Here is a 21,676-nt window from a genome sequence, read left to right as displayed (position 1 = left end):
TCAATATCTTTCAAGTTAACATGTAGACTAGTCACTAAAATGTTGTTGATGTGTTAACTTGTGATTGATTTATATGGTGAAACAATAAATTATAATTTTTCAGATGAGTGCTTAAGCATTATATGAATTAGGTTGTTATTAAAGTCTGTTGATTATGTTATTTTGTTCTCATTACACTAATGGTTAACACAACTGGTTCAATCGCGACTAATACAACTAATGCACAGCTAACACATAATAAGAATATTAATAACTAAGGATAGATTATGCAGACGATACTGATATGTTTATTGATTGCCATGCTGTTGCCGTATGCGGCAAAAGTTCCATTAGCGATGGCAATGGCTAAATTGGGCCGATATGACAATGACCATCCAAGAGCGCAGCAAGCTCAATTAACCGGTTTTGGCGCGCGGGCATTAGCAGGACATCAAAATGCATTTGAATCGCTAATCGTATTTGGGATTGCAGTATTAACCGCATTGATCACCAATAATGTTACCGATGTCGTTGCGCTTTTAGCCATAGTACATGTGGTCGCACGGCTGGTTTACCATGCGCTGTATTTATTGAATTTTGGAACATTACGTTCATTATCTTGGTTTGTGGCCATAGGTGCATCGATAGGGATATTTTGCCAAGCGTTTTAAGCTTATTTTACTCAAACAACATTTACTCCTATAAAAAAACGCCTTAATGGCGTTTTTTTTATGGGAGTCAGTTGATACTAGTCATTATGAGGGTAGTCTAGGCTTAGTACTGGCTTAATCTAGGCTAGCAACACGTTCGTAGCCCATTTCGGTTAATTGGTCGTTAACGCAATCAAGCAAAAATGCGTCGACTTCACTTTCTGGCAGTTGGTCTTCTAGTGCAATTTGTTGGCAGGCTTCTTTTAATGAAACCACATCGTTAACGGGTGCTTGGGGAAGTGCTGCAGCGCTAAAACTTATCGCTATACCGCTAATTAACATAGCAGCTAAAGTTGTACGGGCTAAACGTGAATGTTGCATGGTTGTTCCTTCTTGGGAGAACTTTGTTATTTTGACAAATACTACTGCAGCTTAGTTCCGTTGGATATAGTGATTTACACGCTTTTTATGATTTTATATACAAAAAGTAAGGCATTGGATATGGTTTCGTTACTCACTCAAGTAAAAAATTGTCAGCTTTGTGCATCATGTCTAGTTGATGGTGTACGCCCAGTAGTACAAATTGATCCGCAAGCAAAAGTGTTGATCATCGGTCAGGCCCCTGGACGTAAAGTACATTTGTCGGGTATTCCATTCGATGACGCCAGTGGCGACCGATTGCGGTTGTGGTTAGGGGTAACTAAAGATGTTTTTTACGATGCTAAACAGATTGCTATTATGCCGATGGGTTTTTGTTATCCGGGCAGTTATGCCGGTTCTGGTAAAGGAAAGTCAGGCGACTTACCTCCACGGCCAGAATGTGCGCCTAAATGGCATGATTTATTGCTGCAGCAGTTAGTTAACGTCAAGTTGATATTATTGGTAGGGCAATATGCACAACAGTATTATTTAGCCGATAAGCCGAAAACATTAACCGAAACTGTGCAGCAATGGCGCAGGTTTGGGCCACGTTATATTCCTCTGCCGCATCCCAGTCCGCGCAATAATATTTGGCTTAGTCGTAACCCATGGTTTGAAGATGAGTTACTTAGCGACATTCGTCTTCGTGTTGCGAATGCATTAGCCTAGGCGTTATTGTTTGTGAGCTATTAGGTTAAGTTATATTTCAAGCTATTGTTTCTGATTAATAAAGTCGATAGCGCTTTTATCTAAGCAGCGTTTAGACAAATAAGTCGTGGTTTTTTGCAGTTTAATTAACAAGCCTGCATCGGTTTCAGTAATTCGATAAATATCAGTCCACAAAATCTGTTGATTAACATGGAGTGACTGACTATTGATACCATTATCATCTATTGTGAGATTGACATGCTCACCAGCCGCTTTACTCATCATTTGACGCCATAACCACCAGGTTTTATTAAAACGAATACTCAAAAACTCTACCACGGCCAAACCAATAAAAAAGTAGCCTAAATAGTAGGTTTCTTTAGTGCTCATCGATGTTGGGCTTACTGTGTCGAGCATTAGAATAGCCAAACCTACAAGCGCAAAGATTGTGGTTTTAATGAAACGTTTTGGTGAGGTGTTGGGGTTAATTGATTGCTGATAACATTCTTCAAAGTACGATTTGTCTAGTACATATTCAGCAGTATAACTAAAGGCTTGTGACATGATGACCTAATTAACGGCAGTTGATGGGGGTGATTATCGCATAGTCATCAGTTTGCTCAAAGTCTGCTTAGTGGTGAAATAAAAGCGCCACGGTGATTAATTCACACATGGCCCATTTATATCAATAACACTGACTGATTAAGGTTGTTATTCGTCTGTGGTAATGGCTTGCATTAGTGTTGCTGACAATTGCTGCTGTTGTTCTGGGGTTAATTGTTGATCGTCTTTATTGGATAATAAAAACACATTGTCTGCGCGTTCGCCGACTGTACTGATGGTGGCCGAATGAATATTCAAATCCAATTCTCTAAATGCACTGGCAATTTGTTCCATAAATTCACTGGTGTCTAATGCTGACACATTGACTAAGCTACGGGTCGATTTTCGTGAATGTAGAAATTCGATATTGGGCTGATTATCGAAACTCTGATGCCGTCTAGACTGGCGTTTTTTCGGTAAATTAACGCCTTTATCTAACACTTGGTGTAATTTTTCGATGACCTGTTCACGGCGCTGAGCGCTGGTAATGGGCTTTTCATCAAAATCGAGTACTTTAAATGACTCAACCACATAACCATCTTTAGTTCGGGCTATTTGTGCTTGTTTTACCGAAATACGTAACGTCGCTAACGTATTGAATAATTTAACAAACAATCCGTGTCTGTCTTTGGTGTAAACAAACACGTCACTGCAACCTTTCACCACTACATCGTCGAGTAAAATCAAGGTGTTGTATTGATTTTCGGCTACTGGTGTAAGATCGTGGTTAATCATTGCTTGGGTATATCTGGCGATATCATCCGCTTCGGCGTTACTGAAAAAGGCGATAGGTAAGCGACGCCATAATTTTTTGATCTCGTCACTGCTATCGTCATCGGCGGCTAATAAATTCAGTGCTTCTTGTTTGTGTTCTCGCACCAAAGTACGCAGTTGCAAAATATTTTCAAAGCCATTGCGCAGTGCTTTACGAGTAACAAAATACAAATCTTTTAATAATGATGCTTTCCAGTCATTCCACAGATCATCATTGGTTGCCTGAATATCGGCAATGGTCAGACAGTACAGGGCGTCTAAACGGGTTAAGGTGCCTACTTTTTTGGCAAAAGCATTCACGACTTCAGGATCGTAAATATCCATGCGTTGTGAGGTAATAGACATCAACAAATGATTTTCTACTAACCAGCAAATCAGTTTTTCTTGTGAGACTTTTAAGCCATGAAACTTAGCAAATAAATTGGCATCAACAGCACCAAGTTTACTATGGTCACCACCACGGCCTTTAGCTAAGTCATGGAACAATGCTGCAAATAACAGTGTCGATTTGTTAGACATTTTTTGGTAAATATCAGCGGCTAATGCCAGATCTTTATCCAACGTTTTGATGTCGTTTCCGTAGATGTATATATTTTTAAGCACCTTGTGGGTGTGCTCATCGACCGTATAGGCATGGAATAAATCAAACTGCATCTGGCCAACAACTTCACGCCATTGTGGTAAATAAGACGCTAAAATACCGTGTTGATGCATCAAGGTAATGGCAAGTCCCATGCCTTGAGGATGAACAAATATCGCTTTAAATTGCTCTCTACAACGCTGAAAATCTTGTAAGTCACCCATTAAGCGACGTCTTACTTGGCGCAAAGAACGTAAGGTTTCTGCAGTAATACCAATTATTTTGTCGTGATGAATCGCGATAAACTCAAATAACGCCATAATTTGAGTGCGATCGATAAATACGGTTTCGTCTCGAACGTGAATGTACTTATCAACAATTTCAAAGTTATCGTTAATCGCGATTATTTGCGGATTAAGCTCTGGAATAATTTCTCGTTGAAAATACGCCATTAAGATTTTGTTTAATTCGCCTATGCGCTTCATTGCACGAAATAATTGGCGCATCATTTTTTCAATTGCAATATTGCCGCTTTCGCCGATGGCCATACCATCACCAAAACCCATTAATTTAGCCACTTCAGCTTGGTATTGTAGTAATAAACGATTTTCAGAACGTTGGGCTGCTTGATGCAAGGCAAAGCGCACTCTGAATAAAAAGTGTTGGCACTCCATTAACTCAGCGTATTCGTCGTTGGTTAAAAAACCAAAGCTCCGAAGTGATTGCATATTGGCAACGCTGAAATGTTTGCGAGCAACCCAGGTAAGGGTTTGAATATCGCGCATTCCACCAGGACTAGTTTTAAGATTGGGTTCAATGCTGTATGAGGTGCCTTGTGCTTTGGCGTGACGCTCTTGCTGTTCGCTGAGTTTGGCATTAAAAAACGCTTGGCTTTGCCATAAATCTTGGCCGTACAGTGCATTCAACACTTGCTGTTGATGCTGACTATTACCGAATAAATGACGAATCTCCAGTAAGCTGGTTGCAATGGTTACATCATCCTTACAAGCTTGGAATGTGTCAGTTAAACTGCGTACAGCATGGCCTAAATCGAGATTAAGATCCCAAAGTTGAGTCAGAAATTGGCTTACAGAAGCAGCTTCCGTAGGGGTTAATGGACCATCGTGAATAACACAGATGTCAATATCAGAGAAAGGATGTAAAGTTTGCCGGCCGTAACCCCCAACTGCATTGAGCGATATACGTGCGGGATCTAATTCGAAGGGTTGCCAAAGTTGGCATAATAGCGCATCGAAAAAATGTGATCGCTTATTCAAGGTGTCATTAATTGCACTTTGAAAAATGTTATCTTGTAAATATTGATCCAGTGACTTTATCGCCTGTTTTAATTCAGCGCTGGTCATATCTGGGCGCAAATCTGTACTAGCAGGTTGCGAAAGCATGTTACTCCTTAATGTTTTTGCCTTTTAACAGAATAAGGTATTCTTAAACAAATTGGTATCATTCTATATTGGTGAAGTTTTATGGTGTCTAAACGAGGTCGACTTGACCAATTTATTGCAGGTACGTTACAGATCCCGAAAAAAGCGGTTCGATTATTGTTAGTTACCAACAAAGTGCTTGTCGATGGCCAGTTTGCTAAGTCACCAGATTTACAGGTTGATGAATTTACTCATATTGAATGTAATGGTGTGGTGCTGCGTCAATACCAAAAACAGTACTATATGCTCAATAAACCTGATGGGGTGGTGAGTGCGACCATTGATGATAAACACGCTACGGCATTAGGATTAATAACTGGTGTCAACACTGATATGTTACATATTGCCGGTCGGTTAGATTTACATTCTACCGGATTATTATTGCTAACCAACGACGCTAAATGGTCCGAAGCATTAATGTCGCCGCAGCATAAAGTCGACAAACAATATCTGGTGACGTTAGGTAATCCATTAGATCAAGAATATGTCGAGGCCTTCGCCAAAGGGATGTATTTTGAATTTGAGGGCATCACCACATTACCGGCTCAACTCGCGGTATTATCGAGTCATCAAGCTCGGGTGGTGTTGCGCGAAGGAAAGTACCATCAAATTAAGCGGATGTTTGGTCGTTTTAGAAATCCGGTGGTGGCGCTGCATCGTGAATCTATTGGTAAAATTGTGCTTGATAGCCATTTAGATGCGGGTGAATTTCGTTCATTAACAAAAGCTGAAGTTGATAGCATTTTTCAGCACTAGATCAATTTTTTTATTTTGGATACATGTTAATTTAATCGCCTCATTACAGCAGATTAGGTGATATGTGGATATTCAAGCACTGAAAAAAGTCAGCGAATTAGATGTATTTAGTTTGTTGGTGTTTAAGCTCATTTACGAAACCGGCTTTGCTAATTTTGCAGCCAAAGAGCTTGCTGTATCCGCGCCAAAAATTAGTCGATGTTTAACATCATTAAGGGCTATTTTTAATGACGAATTATTTTTTCGTCGTCAACAAGGGCTAAAACCAACGCCATTAGCAGAACGTTTGTATCAGCCTGTATGCCAATTGTGTGACATGATGAGCCAAATTGAACGAGTGGCAGATGATCGTTTAAATCATCATCAAACACCGATTTTACATATTGCAGTATCGCCGAGCATTATTACCAGTGTAGCCATTGCGTTAAGTAAGCTTCCGCGTGATGTTATCGGCAAAGTTAAACTTCACAGTTGGCAAGCCGACACTGAAGAGTTGATTTACAATGGCGAACTCGATTTTGGTATTGGCTTTGAAACTCAAGATTCTCATGGTTTAGAGGCTTATCCTATTGCCAATGTGACGTCTTTATGCGTTGTAGGCAATATCAACCATCCATTTTGGGGCAGTGCTGAGAACATCAAGTTAGAAGATATTATTCAACACCCTGTGGTGTATTTACGCTGTAAAGGCTTTAACAATCGTATCGATCCTTTAGAGTTATATTGTCAAACCCATGGTTTGCTACTAGAAGATATTGAGTGCGCAAGAAAGCTCGAAGATTGGTATTGGCACATACTGACCATGGACAGTTTAGCCATTACGATTTGTAATGAAGGTTCGTTCGCACAACAAATCCCTCAATTACGAGTAGAAAAACTTCCACATCATGAATTTAACAAGCTCAATAGCGTGATGGCGATGCCAAGTTATTGTTTAATTGAGCGAGCAGAACACTACCGCCGTTATTCGTCAAATGTTAAGGAAATGATAATCAATATCGTTAAGTCATTGCTGGTGTGAAGGTTATTAATATTTTTAATGAGGTTCAGAGCACTTAATTTTGTGACCTGAATCTTTTTTATAACCATTATTTTATATATAGCGTTGATTTTATAGTTTTTTATTTATCATCCTCTGCACTTTTATATTACCCCAACTTATAAAGTACCTCTTTAGGGTTACCTTATCTGAAACTGACGGTTTCATTTTTGCGGATACCTAAAACTAAAATCATCAATTTCTGTTAACGAATTTGTAACCAAACCTCACAGGTTTATCACAGCAAGCGGGTGTTTTGTCTCATTTACTTATATTTTAGATGCGTAAAACCTACAAATTTAAATCGGGGGATTTAAAATGAAAAATTATAATAGAACATTACTTGCTGCAGCGTTTATTGCAGCGTTGGGTGTAACAGGTTGTGGCTCTGACGGCAGTGATGGTGCTGACGGAGCTGCAGGTACTCCGGGCACACCAGGCACACCAGGCACACCAGGCACATCAGGTGGTTCGGTCGTTACTACGGTTGAAACTGCCTATGACTTTAATTTAACACTGGCTCCTACAGATATCGTCGTAGTAGGTGCTGATCCATTTAACGTTAAATTTACCGTAACAGGTAAAGGTAGTGGCGGAGCGGACGTTCCATACTCGGGACTTGATAAAGTCGCGTTATATGTGATGAGTCAATCAGCTAATACTACTGACACTGGCGCGCCAATGTTATGGACCAACCATGCCCTTGCCAATGATTTTGGTAGCAGCATGTATTGTACCTTAACCGGAACTGCCGCAGCACGAGGAGGCGCTGTAGTCGATGCTTGTACATTAGTTGAAGATGAAGCTAATCCTGGCACTTATACTGGTACTTGGGCACACGACGGTAACGCGCCTGTAGTATTGGCTAGTGGTGATGCAAACGATTTAGCTCGTGTGTTTATTCGTGCTTATGACGTTGTGATGGCTGATGGCACTTCAGTGAGCGATAAGATTTTATCAACTCCGGTTGATTTTATTCCTGCTACTGGCGAGCTTGCTGTTTCTGCAAAAGACTCCGTGTCTAATGCTGCATGTATTAAATGTCATAGCCCAATGGAAGGTTACGCTGATACTGATATGCGTATTGCCAATATTGGTGCTCATCATAATTACCAAAAAGTTGAAAATTGCGTAGCTTGTCATAATCCAGCTTATGCCGGTGGACAGGACGATCCTGAAAAAGGCTTTAATGCAAACTTCAATGCCATGATCCACACTATCCACGCGGGTCATCATATTGCTGACTCTCTAACTGGTGAAGCCAAAGAGATGTTTGGTGAAATTGGTTTCCCATCTGAGCTAAATGAATGTACCGCTTGTCATGATAATGGCCAGCAGTGGAATGAAAACATTTATGCTGAAGCGTGTGTGTCTTGTCACGTTGATGTTGATTTAGCAACCGGTGTAAACCATAGAGGTATTGTGCCTGCTAGTGACGCTGTATGTTCTGGTTGTCACGGTTCAGGTAGCTTAAGCCCAAGTGAAGCACATAATGTTGGCGTGCGTGCAATGGCGACTGACTCTATTGTGTTTGCAGTTAGCAATGTCACTTATGCAGAAGATGCTGTAACCGTTACTATTCCTGAAGTTACTAAGAATGGCGTAACAACTCCTGCGTATGATGAAGTACAAGATCAAATGAGCGTTACTTTTGATGTAAGCATTGATGGTCAACCTATTGCTGATGGCTTCGATTTTGGTCCTTATGCCAATTATGACGAAATCAAAACAGGTACTGTTGACGCAGATGGCACTTACTTTGTGGGTACATCTTTAAATCTAACAGGTGCTGTTTCTGCTGGTGGTAAGCTTGTTGTTACTAAAGTAGCTAACTTTAACGTCGTTGGTCAGAGTCTTGCCATTACTCCTCGCTTCTCAGTTTGTGCTGATGCAGATGCTAAGCTAATTGCTTGTCAAAATGCGAGTGGCGTAGATCAATACGCGGTTGAGTATATTGCAGTAACTATGGACACTGCATATTGGAACCTAGTTAATGCAGACGGTTCAGGTGCCAATATTGCTCGTCAAAGCGTACCATCTATGGTTAGCGCAGACGAAGCAAAATGTAGTACTTGTCATACATCGTTAGGTATTGCAAAGCACTACGGTAACGAGCGTTTTGACCAATGTATGGGTTGTCACAACAATACATGGGGTGGTTCATACCATGGCACTGTTGAGTACAAAACTGATGCAGTTGATGCTGATGGCGCACCAGTCTTTGCTATTGTTGAAGGTCTAACTTTCAGCAACCGTGACTTAATGACTGTTTCGCATCGCTTCCACAGCGGCTTATGGGACGACAACCGTGGTTTCCCTGCAATTCATTTGAATTCAGATATGGAAACTGAAGGTTACCCTGCAGTTGCAACTCAATGTTCAGCATGTCACAAAGAAGATGTCGGTATCTTTGCTGCTGATGGTGGTTTAACGTCAGGTAAACGTTCAATTGCAGTGGATGCAGCAGGAACTAAATTTGTGTCTCCAGTTGCTGAGTCTTGCCGCTCTTGTCATACAAAAGCATCTGCTCTGACTCACTTTGAGAACAATGGTGCTTATGTCGAAGGTAGTCCAGCATCAATTGCTAATCTACCAGTTGAATCATGTGCAACATGTCATGCCGAAGGTAAAGCTTACGGTGTTGATAAAGTTCACTCTGGTGCAGCGCACTAAATATTTTGATAACTTCTTAATCATCACTTAAGAAAGTAAGTAAGAGGGAGGCAGCAATGCCTCCCTTTTTTTTATTGATTTTATCCATCAGTATATAAACACTTTATGGTCATCCGTTATTTGTACTGGCCCTCGAACTTGATAACATTTAGCATCATTAACGTCTTAATCTCATCCGATTTAAACCAACTCAACCTAATCAAATCTGCTCAATCCAGCCAATGCAAATAACTTGAGTTATTGCTGTTTAATTGACGACTGAATTGAGGTTAATAACATCTCAACGTCAACTGAATCATCTAATGTGGTGGCATTTTATCTACAACAGACGATGGCTTAATGAGTCCGACACATCGACGTGTAACTAATTGATGCTGATGTATTCGGCTGTAGTGTGGCGCGTGCGATTTGAGGAGTATGATCTATCAATCGATATTGAACCGAGTAAGTAGTAAGCAGGGTAAGTGAGGAGTACTGAGTTAATGAACAAGAAGTTATTGGGAGGGAAGTTAATGATTGCGGCTGTTCTATTATGACTCGATTAAAATCTATCGATCTATTTGGGATGAAAAACAAAAAGGAAGCATTGCTGCTTCCCTTTTATCAAATCGGTACTTTATGGTAAGTACTCTACAGTTCGCTCAACTAAGCCACTTGTTGGCGCTGCATCCTTAATAGCCATTTGCCGTAGATGAAAATACCTACAGCAGAAATAATCCCAATGGCGGCGATAATATACCAAGCCATGCCGATATTGTTGGCTTGATATAAAGCTTGGGTTAATGCCTGTGGGTCTTGACCTGTTACGCTGACTAAGCGACTAAATGCTTCACCTTGAGGGATGTTAGCAATATCGGTTAAGTTCATACCATGTTCAGACAGAGCTTCACGAGCGATGCGTTCTTTTGACGCGTACATGTCATACAGTTTAGGGCCGAAATAACCTTCCAACGTCCAACCTATGCCTTGAGGAAGCATGACAAAGCCTAAATACATGGCTTTTTTACCTTCAGGTGCGATGTTGCCCATAAATTCGTTTTTCTTGGGGCTGATCATCATTTCGCCGACAGAGAACATGGCAATTGCCAGTACAATCATCCAAGCCGCATTAAATGCACCGACCAAGGCAATGGCTAAAATACTCAATAAACAGCCAACAAACATGGCTGTGGTAATACGATATTTAGCCGTAAGCGCTGCAACAATGAAGCAAGTGGTCATGATCATCCCTGCATTGAGGTTGAGCATACCCTCTGGCATCACTTTGGTGCCGTCATTATTCAAGCCTAACCAGAACTGCAATATGCCGCTGCTGGTGCCTTCTGGGCCAAATAAAGAGGTGACAATGACGCTGGTATCAACCCATTCCGCAATGTGAATAGGCAATACATCAAATAATGAGTTATATAAAAACCAAAAACCAGCAAACACCAGCATGTAGTAAATCACCACAGGCTTTTTTAGTTCTCCTAAGGCATCCTTCCACAATGCTTGTTGTGTTATCTCTCCTGTTTTTACTTGGCGTGCACGCTCTAAGCGCTCAGCTTTGCCAGGCTCTTTATAAGCTAATAAGAATAAAAAGTTAAACGAGATAATCGCTGCACAGGCGTAAAATACATTATCCCAAGATAATTGACGCATGTGTACCGCAACCAATGGACCTAAAAATCCACCGATGTTAACCACTTGGTAAAAAATGCCCCAAGCCATTGAAGTATTATTTCGGTTAGTTGACAGTACTAAGGTGCCTTGAATACCTGGTTTGAATACCCCTGTGCCCATGGCTAACAACATGGCACCGGCAAGAAAACCCCAGAAACTGGGAAAGAATGCCATGGTTAAATAACCACATATTTTGATGATGGTAGAAACAAAAATGGTTTCTTTGTAACCGACACGGTCAGAAATTCCGCCAGTTAACACAGGTACAAAGGTTTGTAGTAACGCCCAAACAGATATGATAATACCGTAATCACTTAAATTAATGCCCAGTCCGCCTTCTGAAACAGGCGCTTTAGCGTACAATCCGGCACTGGCTTTTACACCATAATAGGCAATACGTTCTATTAGCTCCATGCCACCGACAAGCCAAAATATATAGCCTAAACTGGTGATCGCGGCCCACATGCCTAACTGTTTTACTTCACTCAAGTCATTGCCTGAGTGTGAATTAGTGCTCATAAGTCACCCTTTTATTTTATGGTCTGTTTCATTTTTATAACAAAGGCTGACACTTTACCTAAGTTCGTGACTAATACCAAACCCTATCCATAAGTGGCCCGCTCAGAGTGCCGCTTATTTGTGAATTTGTGATGTGGTTACATAGGCAAGTCTAGTTTGTTAAGTGTATACAACGTTAACGCTAGCAATCTAAAGGCAATAAAAAAGCGGATCGTAAGATCCGCTTCAATATTTAATCATAGGCCCGTTAGTTCTCAACAGGCCTAACGTTGGTGTTACGGTTTAAGCACCGCAACACTTTTTGTACTTTTTACCACTGCCACAAGGGCAAGCATCATTGCGGTTAGGCTTAGCTTCAGAAGTAACCGCTTTGGGTTTATTCAGCAAACCAGTTAAATCAACAATGTTTTCAGGCTTATCAGCATCAATAGTGATATTAGCAAAGAGTTGCTGTTCAGCGACCATAGCAGCCACTTCATGTTGGCGAGCTTCGGTTTGAACTGACAATATTAACGGTAACGCTTCCGTGCCCAGTTTGGCTGCACGTTTGGTGTTATAACCACTTTCACCATAAGCTGGCTTAGGGGTTCTACGACCTTTAAAAAAGTATTTATCAGACATGGTTTTGACCCATTAGATAGAATGATGATATTGGCCGAAGCTTATACACCAAAAATGTAAGTTGAGATATCAAAGTTTCAATTTTGAACCAAATAAACCTAATATTATCGCCATGGGTCACATCAACAAAGATAAAAAACCAGCGAGTTATTCGCTGGTTTTTTTAATAGTGCTTTGTTAAACAAAGTAAACCTTAAGACAACAACTTAGTGCAGTTAAATCTTAGCTAATTCGACTTTTTGTTCGTTTAATTTTTCAATGTCACGAGTTAAATCGGTCATCTTAGCGCGTTCTTTATCAATTACCGCAGCAGGGGCTTTAGCCACAAAACCTTGATTAGATAATTTACCTTCAATACGAGCAATCTCTTGAGCAAGCTTTTCTAACTGTTTATCGATACGGGCCATTTCTGCGCCTACATCGATCAAACCTGCCATTGGGATTAATAGCTCCATATTGCCGACTAACTGAGTGCTCGACATTGGCGCTGTTTCACCCTCTGCTAAAATGGTCATCGTTTCGAGTTTAGCCAAACTTGCAAAGAATGTTTGGTTTGCTTCAAGACGAATACGATCTTCGTAGCTCACACCACGCAGTAACGCATTAAGCGGCTTTGATGGGGCAATGTTAAGCTCTGCACGAATATTACGTACTGCTACAATCACTTGCTTAACCCATTCAAGATCGGCCATCGCGGTCGCATCAACTTGATCTGCTTGATAAGTTGGGAACGATGCTAGCATGATAGTATCGCCAGTTACGCCCGCTAACGGTTTGACGCGTTGCCAAATCGTTTCGGTAATGTATGGCATAAATGGATGCATTAGACGTTGCATTTTTTCAAGCACATTGACCAAAGTGTGGCGAGTGCCGCGCATTTGCGCTTCAGTGCCATTTTGCATAACAGGCTTGGTTAATTCCAAATACCAGTCACAGAATTGATTCCAAGTGAACTCGTATAAAGTGTTAGCGGCTAAGTCGAAACGGAAAGCGGCCATGTGATCTTCTACGGTTTTCACGGTTTGGTTAAACAAACCAATGATCCAACGATCGGCTAACGACAATTCCATCGCACCCGGTTTGCCATCAACTAGCAATTGACCGCAATCTAAAGGTTCGCCAGCTTCATCGCTATCAGGATCCGTCTGCACTTCAGTGTTCATTAACACGTAACGTGACGCATTCCATAACTTGTTACAAAAACTGCGGTAACCATCAAGACGTTTCATGTCCCAGTTGATGTCGCGACCGGTTGAAGCCATTGCTGCTAAGGTAAAGCGCAGTGCATCAGTACCATGAGCTTCAATGCCATCGGCAAATTCTTTACGGGTACTTTTCTCAATTTTTGCAGCCAGTTGTGGCTGCATCATGTTGCCAGTACGCTTTTCAACTAAGGTTTCAAGCTCGATACCGTCAATCATGTCTAATGGATCAAGTACGTTACCTTTAGACTTTGACATTTTATTGCCGACTTCGTCACGGATAAGACCGGTAACGTAAACGGTTTTAAAAGGCACTTGTGGCTTGCCATCTTCATCTTTAATAAAGTGCATGGTCATCATGATCATGCGGGCAACCCAGAAGAAGATGATGTCAAAACCGGTAACCAACACGTCGGTTGGGTGGAAGGTTTTTAAATCTTCTAAATTGTCTGGCCAACCTAAGGTTGAGAATGTCCATAATGCTGAGCTGAACCAGGTGTCTAATACGTCGTCGTCTTGACGTAATACCACAGAGTCAGCAAATTGATGTTTAGCGCGGACTTCTGCTTCGTTACGACCAACGTAGACTTTGCCGTTTTCGTCGTACCAAGCTGGAATACGGTGTCCCCACCATAACTGGCGTGAAATACACCAGTCTTTAATATCGCGCATCCATGAGAAGTACATGTTTTCGTATTGCTGCGGTACAAACTTAATTTCACCGGTTTCTACCGCTTCAATGGCTGTTTTAGCCATTGACTGAACAGCCACATACCACTGGTCGGTTAGTAATGGTTCAATCACCACACCAGAGCGATCGCCATAAGGTACTTTTAAGCCGTGCGGAGCGACTTTTTCAAGTAGACCTAAGCTGTCAAATTCAGCCACGATAGCATCACGGGCTTTAAAGCGATCTAGGCCAACATAACGCTCTGGCAAGGCAATCTCGACACCTTTGTTTGGGGTGCCATCAGTGTTAATCACTTCAACAAAACTACGTACGGCGGCATCTAAGGTGAAGATGTTGTACATAGGCAGTTGATGACGTTTACCGACTTCATAGTCGTTAAAGTCATGGGCTGGAGTGATTTTTACACAACCGGTTCCAAATTCCATGTCGACATAATCGTCGGCAACAATCGGCACTAAACGGTTAACGATAGGCAATAGAATGAATTTGCCAATTAATGACTGGTAACGTTCATCATCTGGATGTACGGCTACTGCGCTGTCACCTAACATGGTTTCTGGGCGCGTAGTGGCCACTTCTAGGTAATCTTTACCGTCGGCTGTTAATGCACCTTGGGCCAAAGGATAGCGGAAGTGCCACATGTGGCCTTGTTTCTCTTTGTTTTCAACTTCTAAATCTGAAATGGCGGTGTGCAGCTTTGGATCCCAGTTAACTAGGCGCTTACCACGATAAATGAGCTCATCATCGTATAGGCGAACAAACACTTCTTGAACCGCTTTTGATAAGCCTTCATCCATAGTGAAACGTTCGCGATCCCAATCAACCGATGCGCCCATACGGCGAAGCTGTTTGGTAATCGTGCCACCAGACTGTTCTTTCCAGTCCCACACTTTATCAATAAAGGCATCACGGCCTAAATCATGGCGAGTTTTACCTTCTTCGGCTTCAAGCTTACGCTCAACCAACATTTGAGTTGCAATACCCGCGTGGTCGGTGCCAACTTGCCACAAGGTATTTTTACCTTTCATGCGCTCAAAGCGGGTAAGGGTATCCATGATGGTGTCTTGGAAGGCATGGCCCATATGCAAGCTACCGGTTACATTCGGTGGCGGGATCATGATGCAGTAATTGCCTTTTGATTCATCACCATGCGGCTTGAAGTAACCTTGCTCTTCCCAGTTTTGGTAAAGGGCTTGTTCGATAGACTTTGGGTTGTATGTTTTTTCCATAGGAGCGTTATGTTCTCTATCTAAATTAAGTGTTTATTCAGCTAATGCTTGAGTGCTGGGCGTAATGCCTACATTCTGATATTGACGGTAGCGATTGCGAGCAATGCGCTTGAGTTCGTCATCATTAGCGACAAAATCGATAATATGGGGCAAGTTTACCGCAAAACTGGGCATTTGGTCTGCAAGATTAATCAGAACTTGGCGACTTTTATTTGGTCCTAAAGTATCAAAACCAATTTCGACCGGTGCACCTGTCACTGGGCCTTCACCTTTTAAGTTGTGTGGTACAAAGGCGTTTGGCTCAAATTGCCACAGTAATTCGTCAATTGCATAAGCTTGCTGTTTGTCTTTACAGTGAATGTAGACGGTTTTTTGTTGGCGATATTGTTGTTCAGCTAACCTGCAAGCCGCTAAATAGAGCGCATCTAATGCACTCATTTGATTATGATTATCAGGCATAAGGTAAAACAAGGCTTGAGTCATGTGGTGATGCTTTTAACAGGTTAATAAGTTGGGCTCGAGTTTACACTAAAATCGTCTGCGGGTTAATGGCCTCGTGATGCGATATTCATATGACGCTGGAATAGCTCAATATCCCTAAGGTCAGTTTAATAGCGCTTATTAATCCGGCATATATCGCTATCATAATGGATTTTCTACGCCGCTGCGGTAATAGCTCTGTGATGGATAGACGTTGAGGCGATGGTTGAGCTGGCGTTAAGCTTGAACGCCATAGTACAAACCACCTAATGGTTAAATTGTAGGAGATGTTATTAATCATTATTTGCTGTTTACGCCATGGGCTTAACAGCAGTAGCCGACTATAAACCCGTTGCTCATTTACAGCTAAGCTGAAACGGGTGGTGAAACTGTCGTAATAGATATCTATTTTTTGATTATCAATTAAATGTGCTTTGTGTTGCTGACGAGTCATGGCCATTAATTTGCCCCGTTTATTGATTCATTACTGCGGTTTTAACAATACTGTCGAGCCAATCCATAAACAAACTTAGGCGCTTCGGTAGTTGGCTGCGTGAAGGGTACAAGATACTCACTGGCATGGGAGCTGCTTCATATTGAGGCAAAATCCGGATTAAACGACCAGTATTTAAGTAGTCTGTTACCCCCATCTGTGGAATTTGAGCAATACCCAGCCCAGCTAAACATGCCGAAGTATAAGCGTCGGAATTAGTCACCGATATCACACTTGGAACCGTGTGCTGGCAATTCTGCCCTTGTTCTACATAGTCAAACTCGGCCGAATTATAATCAATGGAGGCACTATGATTCACTGTCGGGACGTAACCGATCATTCGGTGGTATTGTAAGTCTGCTAAGGTGCTTGGCGTACCATAGCGTTGGATATAGGTTGGGCTAATGCAGTTGATAATACGATATTGAGTTAAGGGTCTGGCAATTAGTAAGCTGTTACCTTGATTGCCCACTCTGATCAGGCAATCAACCCCAGACTTTATTGGATCGATATGATAATCCGTACTGCTGATGACAACATTGACGTGGGGATAACGCTCACACCATTCGCTTAGTCGAGGCAGTACAGTTTTATTGGCAAAACGACTCGGCATATCGACTTTTATGACGCCTCTAACGCTGTCATTTTCATGCTGAAACTGGCTTTCTAAAGCATCTATATCGTGCAATATTTGTCGACATTGAGCCAAATAGATAGCCCCGTCATGGGTTAGCGTCACCCGCCGGGTACTGCGCTGAAAAAGCCGAGTGCCTAATAGTTGCTCTAATGACTCGACGGCAGTTGAAATACTCGATTTAGGTAAGTGCAATGCCGCTGCAGCCTGAGTAAAGCTACCGGTTTGCGCGACATGAACAAACCGTCTCATGGCTTCAAATTTATTCATTATTACCTTATTATTGTTCGTGTAAAACAAACAATAATGTCACTTTTATGCTGTTTATCATAGTAGGTGAGTGTTTTATTATCATTGCACTTCTGTGAAATGAATAAGAGGCATATATGAATAAATTGGTGTTAGTTACTGGCGGTAGTCGTGGTTTAGGCAAGAATGCCGCATTAATGTTGGCGGCTAAAGGCATGGATGTGGTGATTACATATTTACATAACAAGGAGGCTGCAGATGAGGTTGTCGCCAGCATACGTTGGTTAGGGCAAAAAGCCGCAGCATTACCGCTGAATGTTGGCGATGTTTCCATGTTTGGGTCATTTACAGATGAGCTCTCTGAGTTACTAAGCCAATATTTTGAACGCGAGAATATTGATGCATTGATTAACAACGCGGGAATGGGTGAGTTCGCTGCATTTGCAGACACAACTGAAGCTCAGTTTGATGGGTTAATGAATGTGCATTTAAAGGGAGCTTTTTTTCTAACTCAATCGTTACTTCCTTTGGTCAATAATGGTGGAAAAGTGATTAATGTGAGTTCTGGGTTAACACGTTTTAGTGAAACGGGGTTCTGTGCTTATGCCATGATGAAAGCGGGTGTTGAAGTGATGACCCGTTATTTAGCTTTAGAGCTTGGGCCTCGTCAGATAAGCGTCAATACCTTAGCGCCAGGGGCAATAGAAACCGATTTTGGTGGTGGCGTTGTGCGTGATAATACTGCGCTAAATGAGTCTATCGCATCAAAAACGGCACTTGGGCGTGTTGGTTTGCCGGATGATATTGGTAAGGCGATGTTGATGTTATTAAGCGACGAAGCGCAGTGGTTAAATGGTCAGAGAATTGAAGTGTCTGGAGGAATTCATTTGTAATTGATGGCGAAGTGATGATAATCAGCAGTAAGCCCATTATCGCTTGGCAATATTGGTATCAGTTGGAAAATAATCTTGATAAATGGTCTGGTACATCCCTGATGATTTTAACTCATCAAATGCTTGTTGCCATAGTGCAACCGCCTCATCAGTGGTGTCGTTTGAAAACGCAATATATAAGGTAGAGTCGTACAACTTAATAGGAGTACGTTCTATTGAGTTGATATCGATATCGGCTGCTTTTGCCAAAAAAGGCATCACTAGCTCGCTCATCGGCGCAACATCAACTCTGCCGTAACTGAGCATTTTGAGCGATTGTAATTGGGATTTGTCTGTACTGAGGTTAGTGAATCCTTGGGAGTCCAAATAGGTATGGTCAGCATTACCAAGCACTACGCCGACATTTCGGACTCGTTTTAAGTCTTCTAAATCTGCTAGTGATAGTCCGGAATTACGCTTTTGGTAAAAATACACTCCGCTACTAATAATGGGGCCTACCCATTTCATGTTTACTTCTCTTTCCGGCCTTTTAGCAATGACAAATAACGCAGTATTGGGTTGCGACTTTAATAACTGAAAAGCTCTATTAAAGGGGTACATTTCAATGTTGGCTGTTTGCTGGGTATGTAGCATCATCGCTTGAACAATATCGATAGAAAAACCGCTTAAAAGATCATTATCAATGTAACTAAATGGGGGTAATGGATGGGTGATAAATCGAACTTGCGATTGGTCTTTTGCAAATAGATCGCCCGTTGGCGTGAGTGCAAAGCAAACGCTGAGGAAGATGATATAAAGCGTTAAAGGCAAGCGTTTCATTTATGGGTGTGCCACTGCTAATGACATTATCAAGCGGTTGTGTTGCGTCATTCAATCAATTCCTTGTGATTGTTAATTTGAATGTGAGAGTTAACGTTAAGCTGTTCAATAAATAACCTAGCATATGATGAAGTTATAGACAAATTATAACTCCATCATATGATGATTATTTTATCGCCACATCACCATTATTGATCATGTTTAGTGAAGGCTTTAGATAACCTTGCTGGATCAGGAAAAGTAAAATACTGATTTATTTGTGCCCAAGAATCATGACTTTTTATCACGTGGCCAACGGCAACCAATACTGAACAGGCCAGTATTCCCCAACCAATGGCGTTATCACCCGCACTTGCCCAAATTGCCACCAGACTTGATGCCCCAAAAGAGATAGTAATCTGCAAAAAGTTTTGTAGTCCTGCAGCTTTGGCCGCGTTATTGCTGAACTCTTGCAGAGCATTATTGACCACAATAGGATAAATCGCGCCATTGCTTCCTGCTAGCAAAGAGAATGCAATGAGCAGTGGCAATATTGTTTCAGTATTGAGGATCACACTGGAGGTGAAAATGGCAGCAACACATAAACCAAACAATATCAGTAAACAGTTTAGGCTGATTTTGGTGCCAAATTTGCGGATCAGTAATTTACTTGAGTAGCCACCAACAATAAACATGATGGTTTGGGGAATAAAACTTAAGCCAATTTCTGTCGCGGCGTAACCATACTGTTCCATGACAGCAGGCCACAACGTTAAGTAAGCAAAAAAAGCGCCTGAACACGCACCAAAAATAACCACATTGCCTAAATATCGCGTATTGGAAAGCAGTTGTTTATAGCGGATATGAGTTTTGCTTTTGTGAACGCTCACTTGTTCTTTAGGCACAAAAAAATACGTCATGGCAATGAGTAATACTGCAATGATACATAAGCTAATAAACACCGCGCGCCAGCCAAAACTATTCAGTATCATTGCGCCAGCAATGGGCGCTAATGCCGGAGACAATGCCACTAAAGGCATAATATTAGAGAAAATATTTTGAGCTTTATCGGCTGGGTATTGCTCAATCACAATCGCTTGCCAAATAACGGCTGCACTGCAAGCACCAATCGCTTGGAAGAAACGAGCAATATTCATCATCAGAATACTGTCACTGTTCGCAATCAATGCACTTGCCAGCATAAACAGGCTTAAACCAACAAACAGTGAGTTTCGCTTACCTATTTTATGTACTAATGGCCCATACAATAACTGTCCGATAGCGAGGCCAGCTAAAAAGCTGGTTAACGATATGGCCACTTCTGAAGTGCTTGCATTAAAAGTCCTTTCAATAGATTTGAATGATGGGAGGTACATGTCGGTAGCTACAAAACCTAACATACTCAGTAAGGCTAAATAAAACAGAAACAAATAGAATGTTATATTTGTTTGTTTTGTGTTGATTAATATATTGTTATTGTTCAAATTAGGCATATCTATTTTCGTCAGTTCAATAAAGGCCGCTAGCTTAATGGTTTACTAAATTAGCTGGAAACGTTTATTTTTGACGGCTGCTATCAAAAATATTGATACCATGATGTAATTACAGGAATGGAAGGTTTCAGTTCAATATAAAACCTTGGATGTGTTATTCATCTTGTGCTGTTAATGTACATTTTCTAGCGAGTTAAATTGATATGCTTTCACAGCAAGTTTTTGAGCTAATAGACGTTGTCGCCCAAACAGGTAGCTTTACTGCAGCCGCGAAAAAATTGCATAAGGTACCGTCTGCTATAAGTTATTCAGTCAAACAAATTGAAACTGAACTGGGAGTCGAGTTATTTATTCGCCATCATCGCAGTGTCAGCCTAACCCCAGCAGGAAAGCATTTCGCCGTAAAAGCGCGCCAGTTTCTTAACGATATGGAGTTAATGAAACGCGACACTCAACGAGTGGCCAATGGTTGGAAGCCTATACTCTCCATTGCATTGGATAATATTTCGAGAACGGATAGCGTTCATGCGTTGATTGCTGATTTTTATCGACAGTTTCAAGATGTTGAGCTGATTATCAGGATTGAAGTGTTTAATGGTGTATGGGAGGCTCTTGCTACCGGAAGAAGTGATATTGCCATTGGTGCGACAACCGCAAATCCAGTTGGTGGGGCATTTAAATTCACTAATATGGGCAATATTGATTGGCTGTTTGTGGTTAGCTCTGATCATCCACTGGCAAATATTATGCGTCCACTGAGCGATGATGAGTTACGTGTTTTTCCGTCTATTTGTCTTGAAGATACCTCTCGTGATATTCCAAAGCGGATTACGTGGATGCTAAACAGTCAACGACGATTAGTTGTGCCCGATTGGCACAGTGCTATTAACTGTTTTGTCGAAGGCTTAGGGGTTGGATATATGCCTGAACATCTGGCTCGACCGTTGATTGAATCTGGAAAGTTAGTCTGTAAAACGCTCAACAGAGTGAAACAACCTAGCCCATGTTGTTTGGCGTGGAATGATGATCAAATGTCACCCGCATTGGCTTGGGTATTGGACTATTTAGGTGATGAAGAGCAATTACATCGTCAATGGTTAGCCTAGTTCTGATGGTTTTGAGAGGGTACTTTACAGGCTAACGTATTG

General features: G+C 41.5%; 18 protein-coding genes. 7 read left to right on the top strand and 11 right to left on the bottom strand.

The features are described 5' to 3' along the window. Nucleotides 1–266 precede the first annotated feature (266 nt). Entirely contained in the window at nucleotides 267–650 is a 384-nt protein-coding gene (locus tag EGC86_RS08385) for an MAPEG family protein (protein WP_011636380.1), read from the top strand. A 114-nt stretch (nucleotides 651–764) separates the two neighbouring features. Here EGC86_RS08385 and EGC86_RS08380 read toward each other — a convergent pair whose 3' ends face one another. Further along, nucleotides 765–1,010 (bottom strand): hypothetical protein, encoded by a 246-nt coding sequence (locus EGC86_RS08380; RefSeq protein WP_123777214.1) that lies wholly within the window; start codon nucleotides 1,008–1,010, stop codon nucleotides 765–767. A gap of 114 nt (nucleotides 1,011–1,124) precedes the next feature. On the opposite strand from EGC86_RS08380, the gene EGC86_RS08375 reads away from it, so the two are divergent. Further along, the gene (locus tag EGC86_RS08375; protein ID WP_165872362.1) at nucleotides 1,125–1,718 is read left to right on the top strand and encodes a uracil-DNA glycosylase family protein; all 594 of its coding nucleotides are present in this window, start codon (nucleotides 1,125–1,127) and stop codon (nucleotides 1,716–1,718) included. Nucleotides 1,719–1,760: 42 nt separating this feature from the next. On the opposite strand, the gene EGC86_RS08370 is transcribed toward EGC86_RS08375, so the two are convergent. Together EGC86_RS08370 and glnD are read right to left on the bottom strand one after the other, a co-directional pair. Next, on the bottom strand, nucleotides 1,761–2,261 hold the full coding sequence (locus EGC86_RS08370) for a YcxB family protein (RefSeq protein ID WP_011636383.1): 501 nt from the start codon (nucleotides 2,259–2,261) through the stop codon (nucleotides 1,761–1,763). Nucleotides 2,262–2,408: 147 nt separating this feature from the next. Then, nucleotides 2,409–5,057: a [protein-PII] uridylyltransferase gene (gene glnD / locus EGC86_RS08365; protein ID WP_123777212.1), complete on the bottom strand. Its 2,649-nt coding sequence runs from the start codon at nucleotides 5,055–5,057 to the stop codon at nucleotides 2,409–2,411. Nucleotides 5,058–5,138: 81 nt separating this feature from the next. On the opposite strand from glnD, the gene EGC86_RS08360 reads away from it, so the two are divergent. The 3 genes from EGC86_RS08360 to EGC86_RS08350 all read left to right on the top strand — a co-directional run bounded on the left by EGC86_RS08360 (nucleotide 5,139) and on the right by EGC86_RS08350 (nucleotide 9,564). After that, nucleotides 5,139–5,852, top strand: coding sequence for a 16S rRNA pseudouridine(516) synthase (locus EGC86_RS08360; RefSeq protein ID WP_123777211.1), 714 nt, complete (start codon nucleotides 5,139–5,141; stop codon nucleotides 5,850–5,852). A gap of 64 nt (nucleotides 5,853–5,916) precedes the next feature. Continuing rightward, entirely contained in the window at nucleotides 5,917–6,873 is a 957-nt protein-coding gene (locus tag EGC86_RS08355) for a LysR family transcriptional regulator (RefSeq protein WP_123777210.1), read from the top strand. 336 nt (nucleotides 6,874–7,209) lie between these two features. Beyond that, nucleotides 7,210–9,564 (top strand): OmcA/MtrC family decaheme c-type cytochrome, encoded by a 2,355-nt coding sequence (locus EGC86_RS08350; RefSeq protein ID WP_123777209.1) that lies wholly within the window; start codon nucleotides 7,210–7,212, stop codon nucleotides 9,562–9,564. Nucleotides 9,565–10,209: 645 nt separating this feature from the next. On the opposite strand, the gene EGC86_RS08345 is transcribed toward EGC86_RS08350, so the two are convergent. From EGC86_RS08345 to EGC86_RS08320, 6 genes are all read right to left on the bottom strand, one after another. After that, nucleotides 10,210–11,745 carry an MFS transporter gene (locus EGC86_RS08345; protein WP_059746522.1) on the bottom strand — a complete coding sequence of 512 codons (1,536 nt, stop codon included), beginning with the start codon at nucleotides 11,743–11,745 and terminating at the stop codon, nucleotides 10,210–10,212. Between the two features lie 282 nt (nucleotides 11,746–12,027). Then, on the bottom strand, nucleotides 12,028–12,366 hold the full coding sequence (locus EGC86_RS08340) for a PBPRA1643 family SWIM/SEC-C metal-binding motif protein (RefSeq protein WP_011636389.1): 339 nt from the start codon (nucleotides 12,364–12,366) through the stop codon (nucleotides 12,028–12,030). Nucleotides 12,367–12,581: 215 nt separating this feature from the next. Then, complete coding sequence (locus tag EGC86_RS08335; protein WP_123777208.1) at nucleotides 12,582–15,488, bottom strand: valine--tRNA ligase; 2,907 nt, start codon at nucleotides 15,486–15,488, stop codon at nucleotides 12,582–12,584. 33 nt (nucleotides 15,489–15,521) lie between these two features. Then, nucleotides 15,522–15,971 carry a DNA polymerase III subunit chi gene (locus EGC86_RS08330; RefSeq protein ID WP_011636391.1) on the bottom strand — a complete coding sequence of 150 codons (450 nt, stop codon included), beginning with the start codon at nucleotides 15,969–15,971 and terminating at the stop codon, nucleotides 15,522–15,524. Between the two features lie 85 nt (nucleotides 15,972–16,056). Beyond that, nucleotides 16,057–16,428, bottom strand: a complete 372-nt coding sequence (locus tag EGC86_RS08325; protein WP_123777207.1) for a hypothetical protein — start codon at nucleotides 16,426–16,428, stop codon at nucleotides 16,057–16,059. A gap of 13 nt (nucleotides 16,429–16,441) precedes the next feature. Continuing rightward, entirely contained in the window at nucleotides 16,442–17,365 is a 924-nt protein-coding gene (locus tag EGC86_RS08320; RefSeq protein ID WP_123777206.1) for a LysR family transcriptional regulator, read from the bottom strand. Between the two features lie 116 nt (nucleotides 17,366–17,481). Here EGC86_RS08320 and EGC86_RS08315 point away from each other — a divergent pair, with 116 nt between their 5' ends. Next, nucleotides 17,482–18,237 (top strand): SDR family NAD(P)-dependent oxidoreductase, encoded by a 756-nt coding sequence (locus EGC86_RS08315; protein WP_011636394.1) that lies wholly within the window; start codon nucleotides 17,482–17,484, stop codon nucleotides 18,235–18,237. Nucleotides 18,238–18,273: 36 nt separating this feature from the next. Here the strand turns inward: EGC86_RS08315 and EGC86_RS08310 are convergent, their stop codons facing one another. Both EGC86_RS08310 and punC read right to left on the bottom strand, forming a co-directional pair. Next, nucleotides 18,274–19,056: a substrate-binding periplasmic protein gene (locus EGC86_RS08310; protein ID WP_123777205.1), complete on the bottom strand. Its 783-nt coding sequence runs from the start codon at nucleotides 19,054–19,056 to the stop codon at nucleotides 18,274–18,276. 188 nt (nucleotides 19,057–19,244) lie between these two features. Continuing rightward, entirely contained in the window at nucleotides 19,245–20,528 is a 1,284-nt protein-coding gene (gene punC, locus EGC86_RS08305) for a purine nucleoside transporter PunC (protein WP_123777204.1), read from the bottom strand. A gap of 203 nt (nucleotides 20,529–20,731) precedes the next feature. Between punC and punR the strand changes: the two genes are divergently transcribed. Next, entirely contained in the window at nucleotides 20,732–21,634 is a 903-nt protein-coding gene (gene punR / locus EGC86_RS08300; RefSeq protein WP_123777203.1) for a DNA-binding transcriptional activator PunR, read from the top strand. Nucleotides 21,635–21,676: the final 42 nt, after the last annotated feature.

This window comes from Shewanella frigidimarina, from assembly GCF_003797125.1.
Taxonomy (GTDB): domain Bacteria; phylum Pseudomonadota; class Gammaproteobacteria; order Enterobacterales; family Shewanellaceae; genus Shewanella; species Shewanella frigidimarina.
The sequence above is the reverse complement of the archived record's forward strand: the minus strand, read 5'-3'. Positions and strand labels throughout refer to the sequence as shown.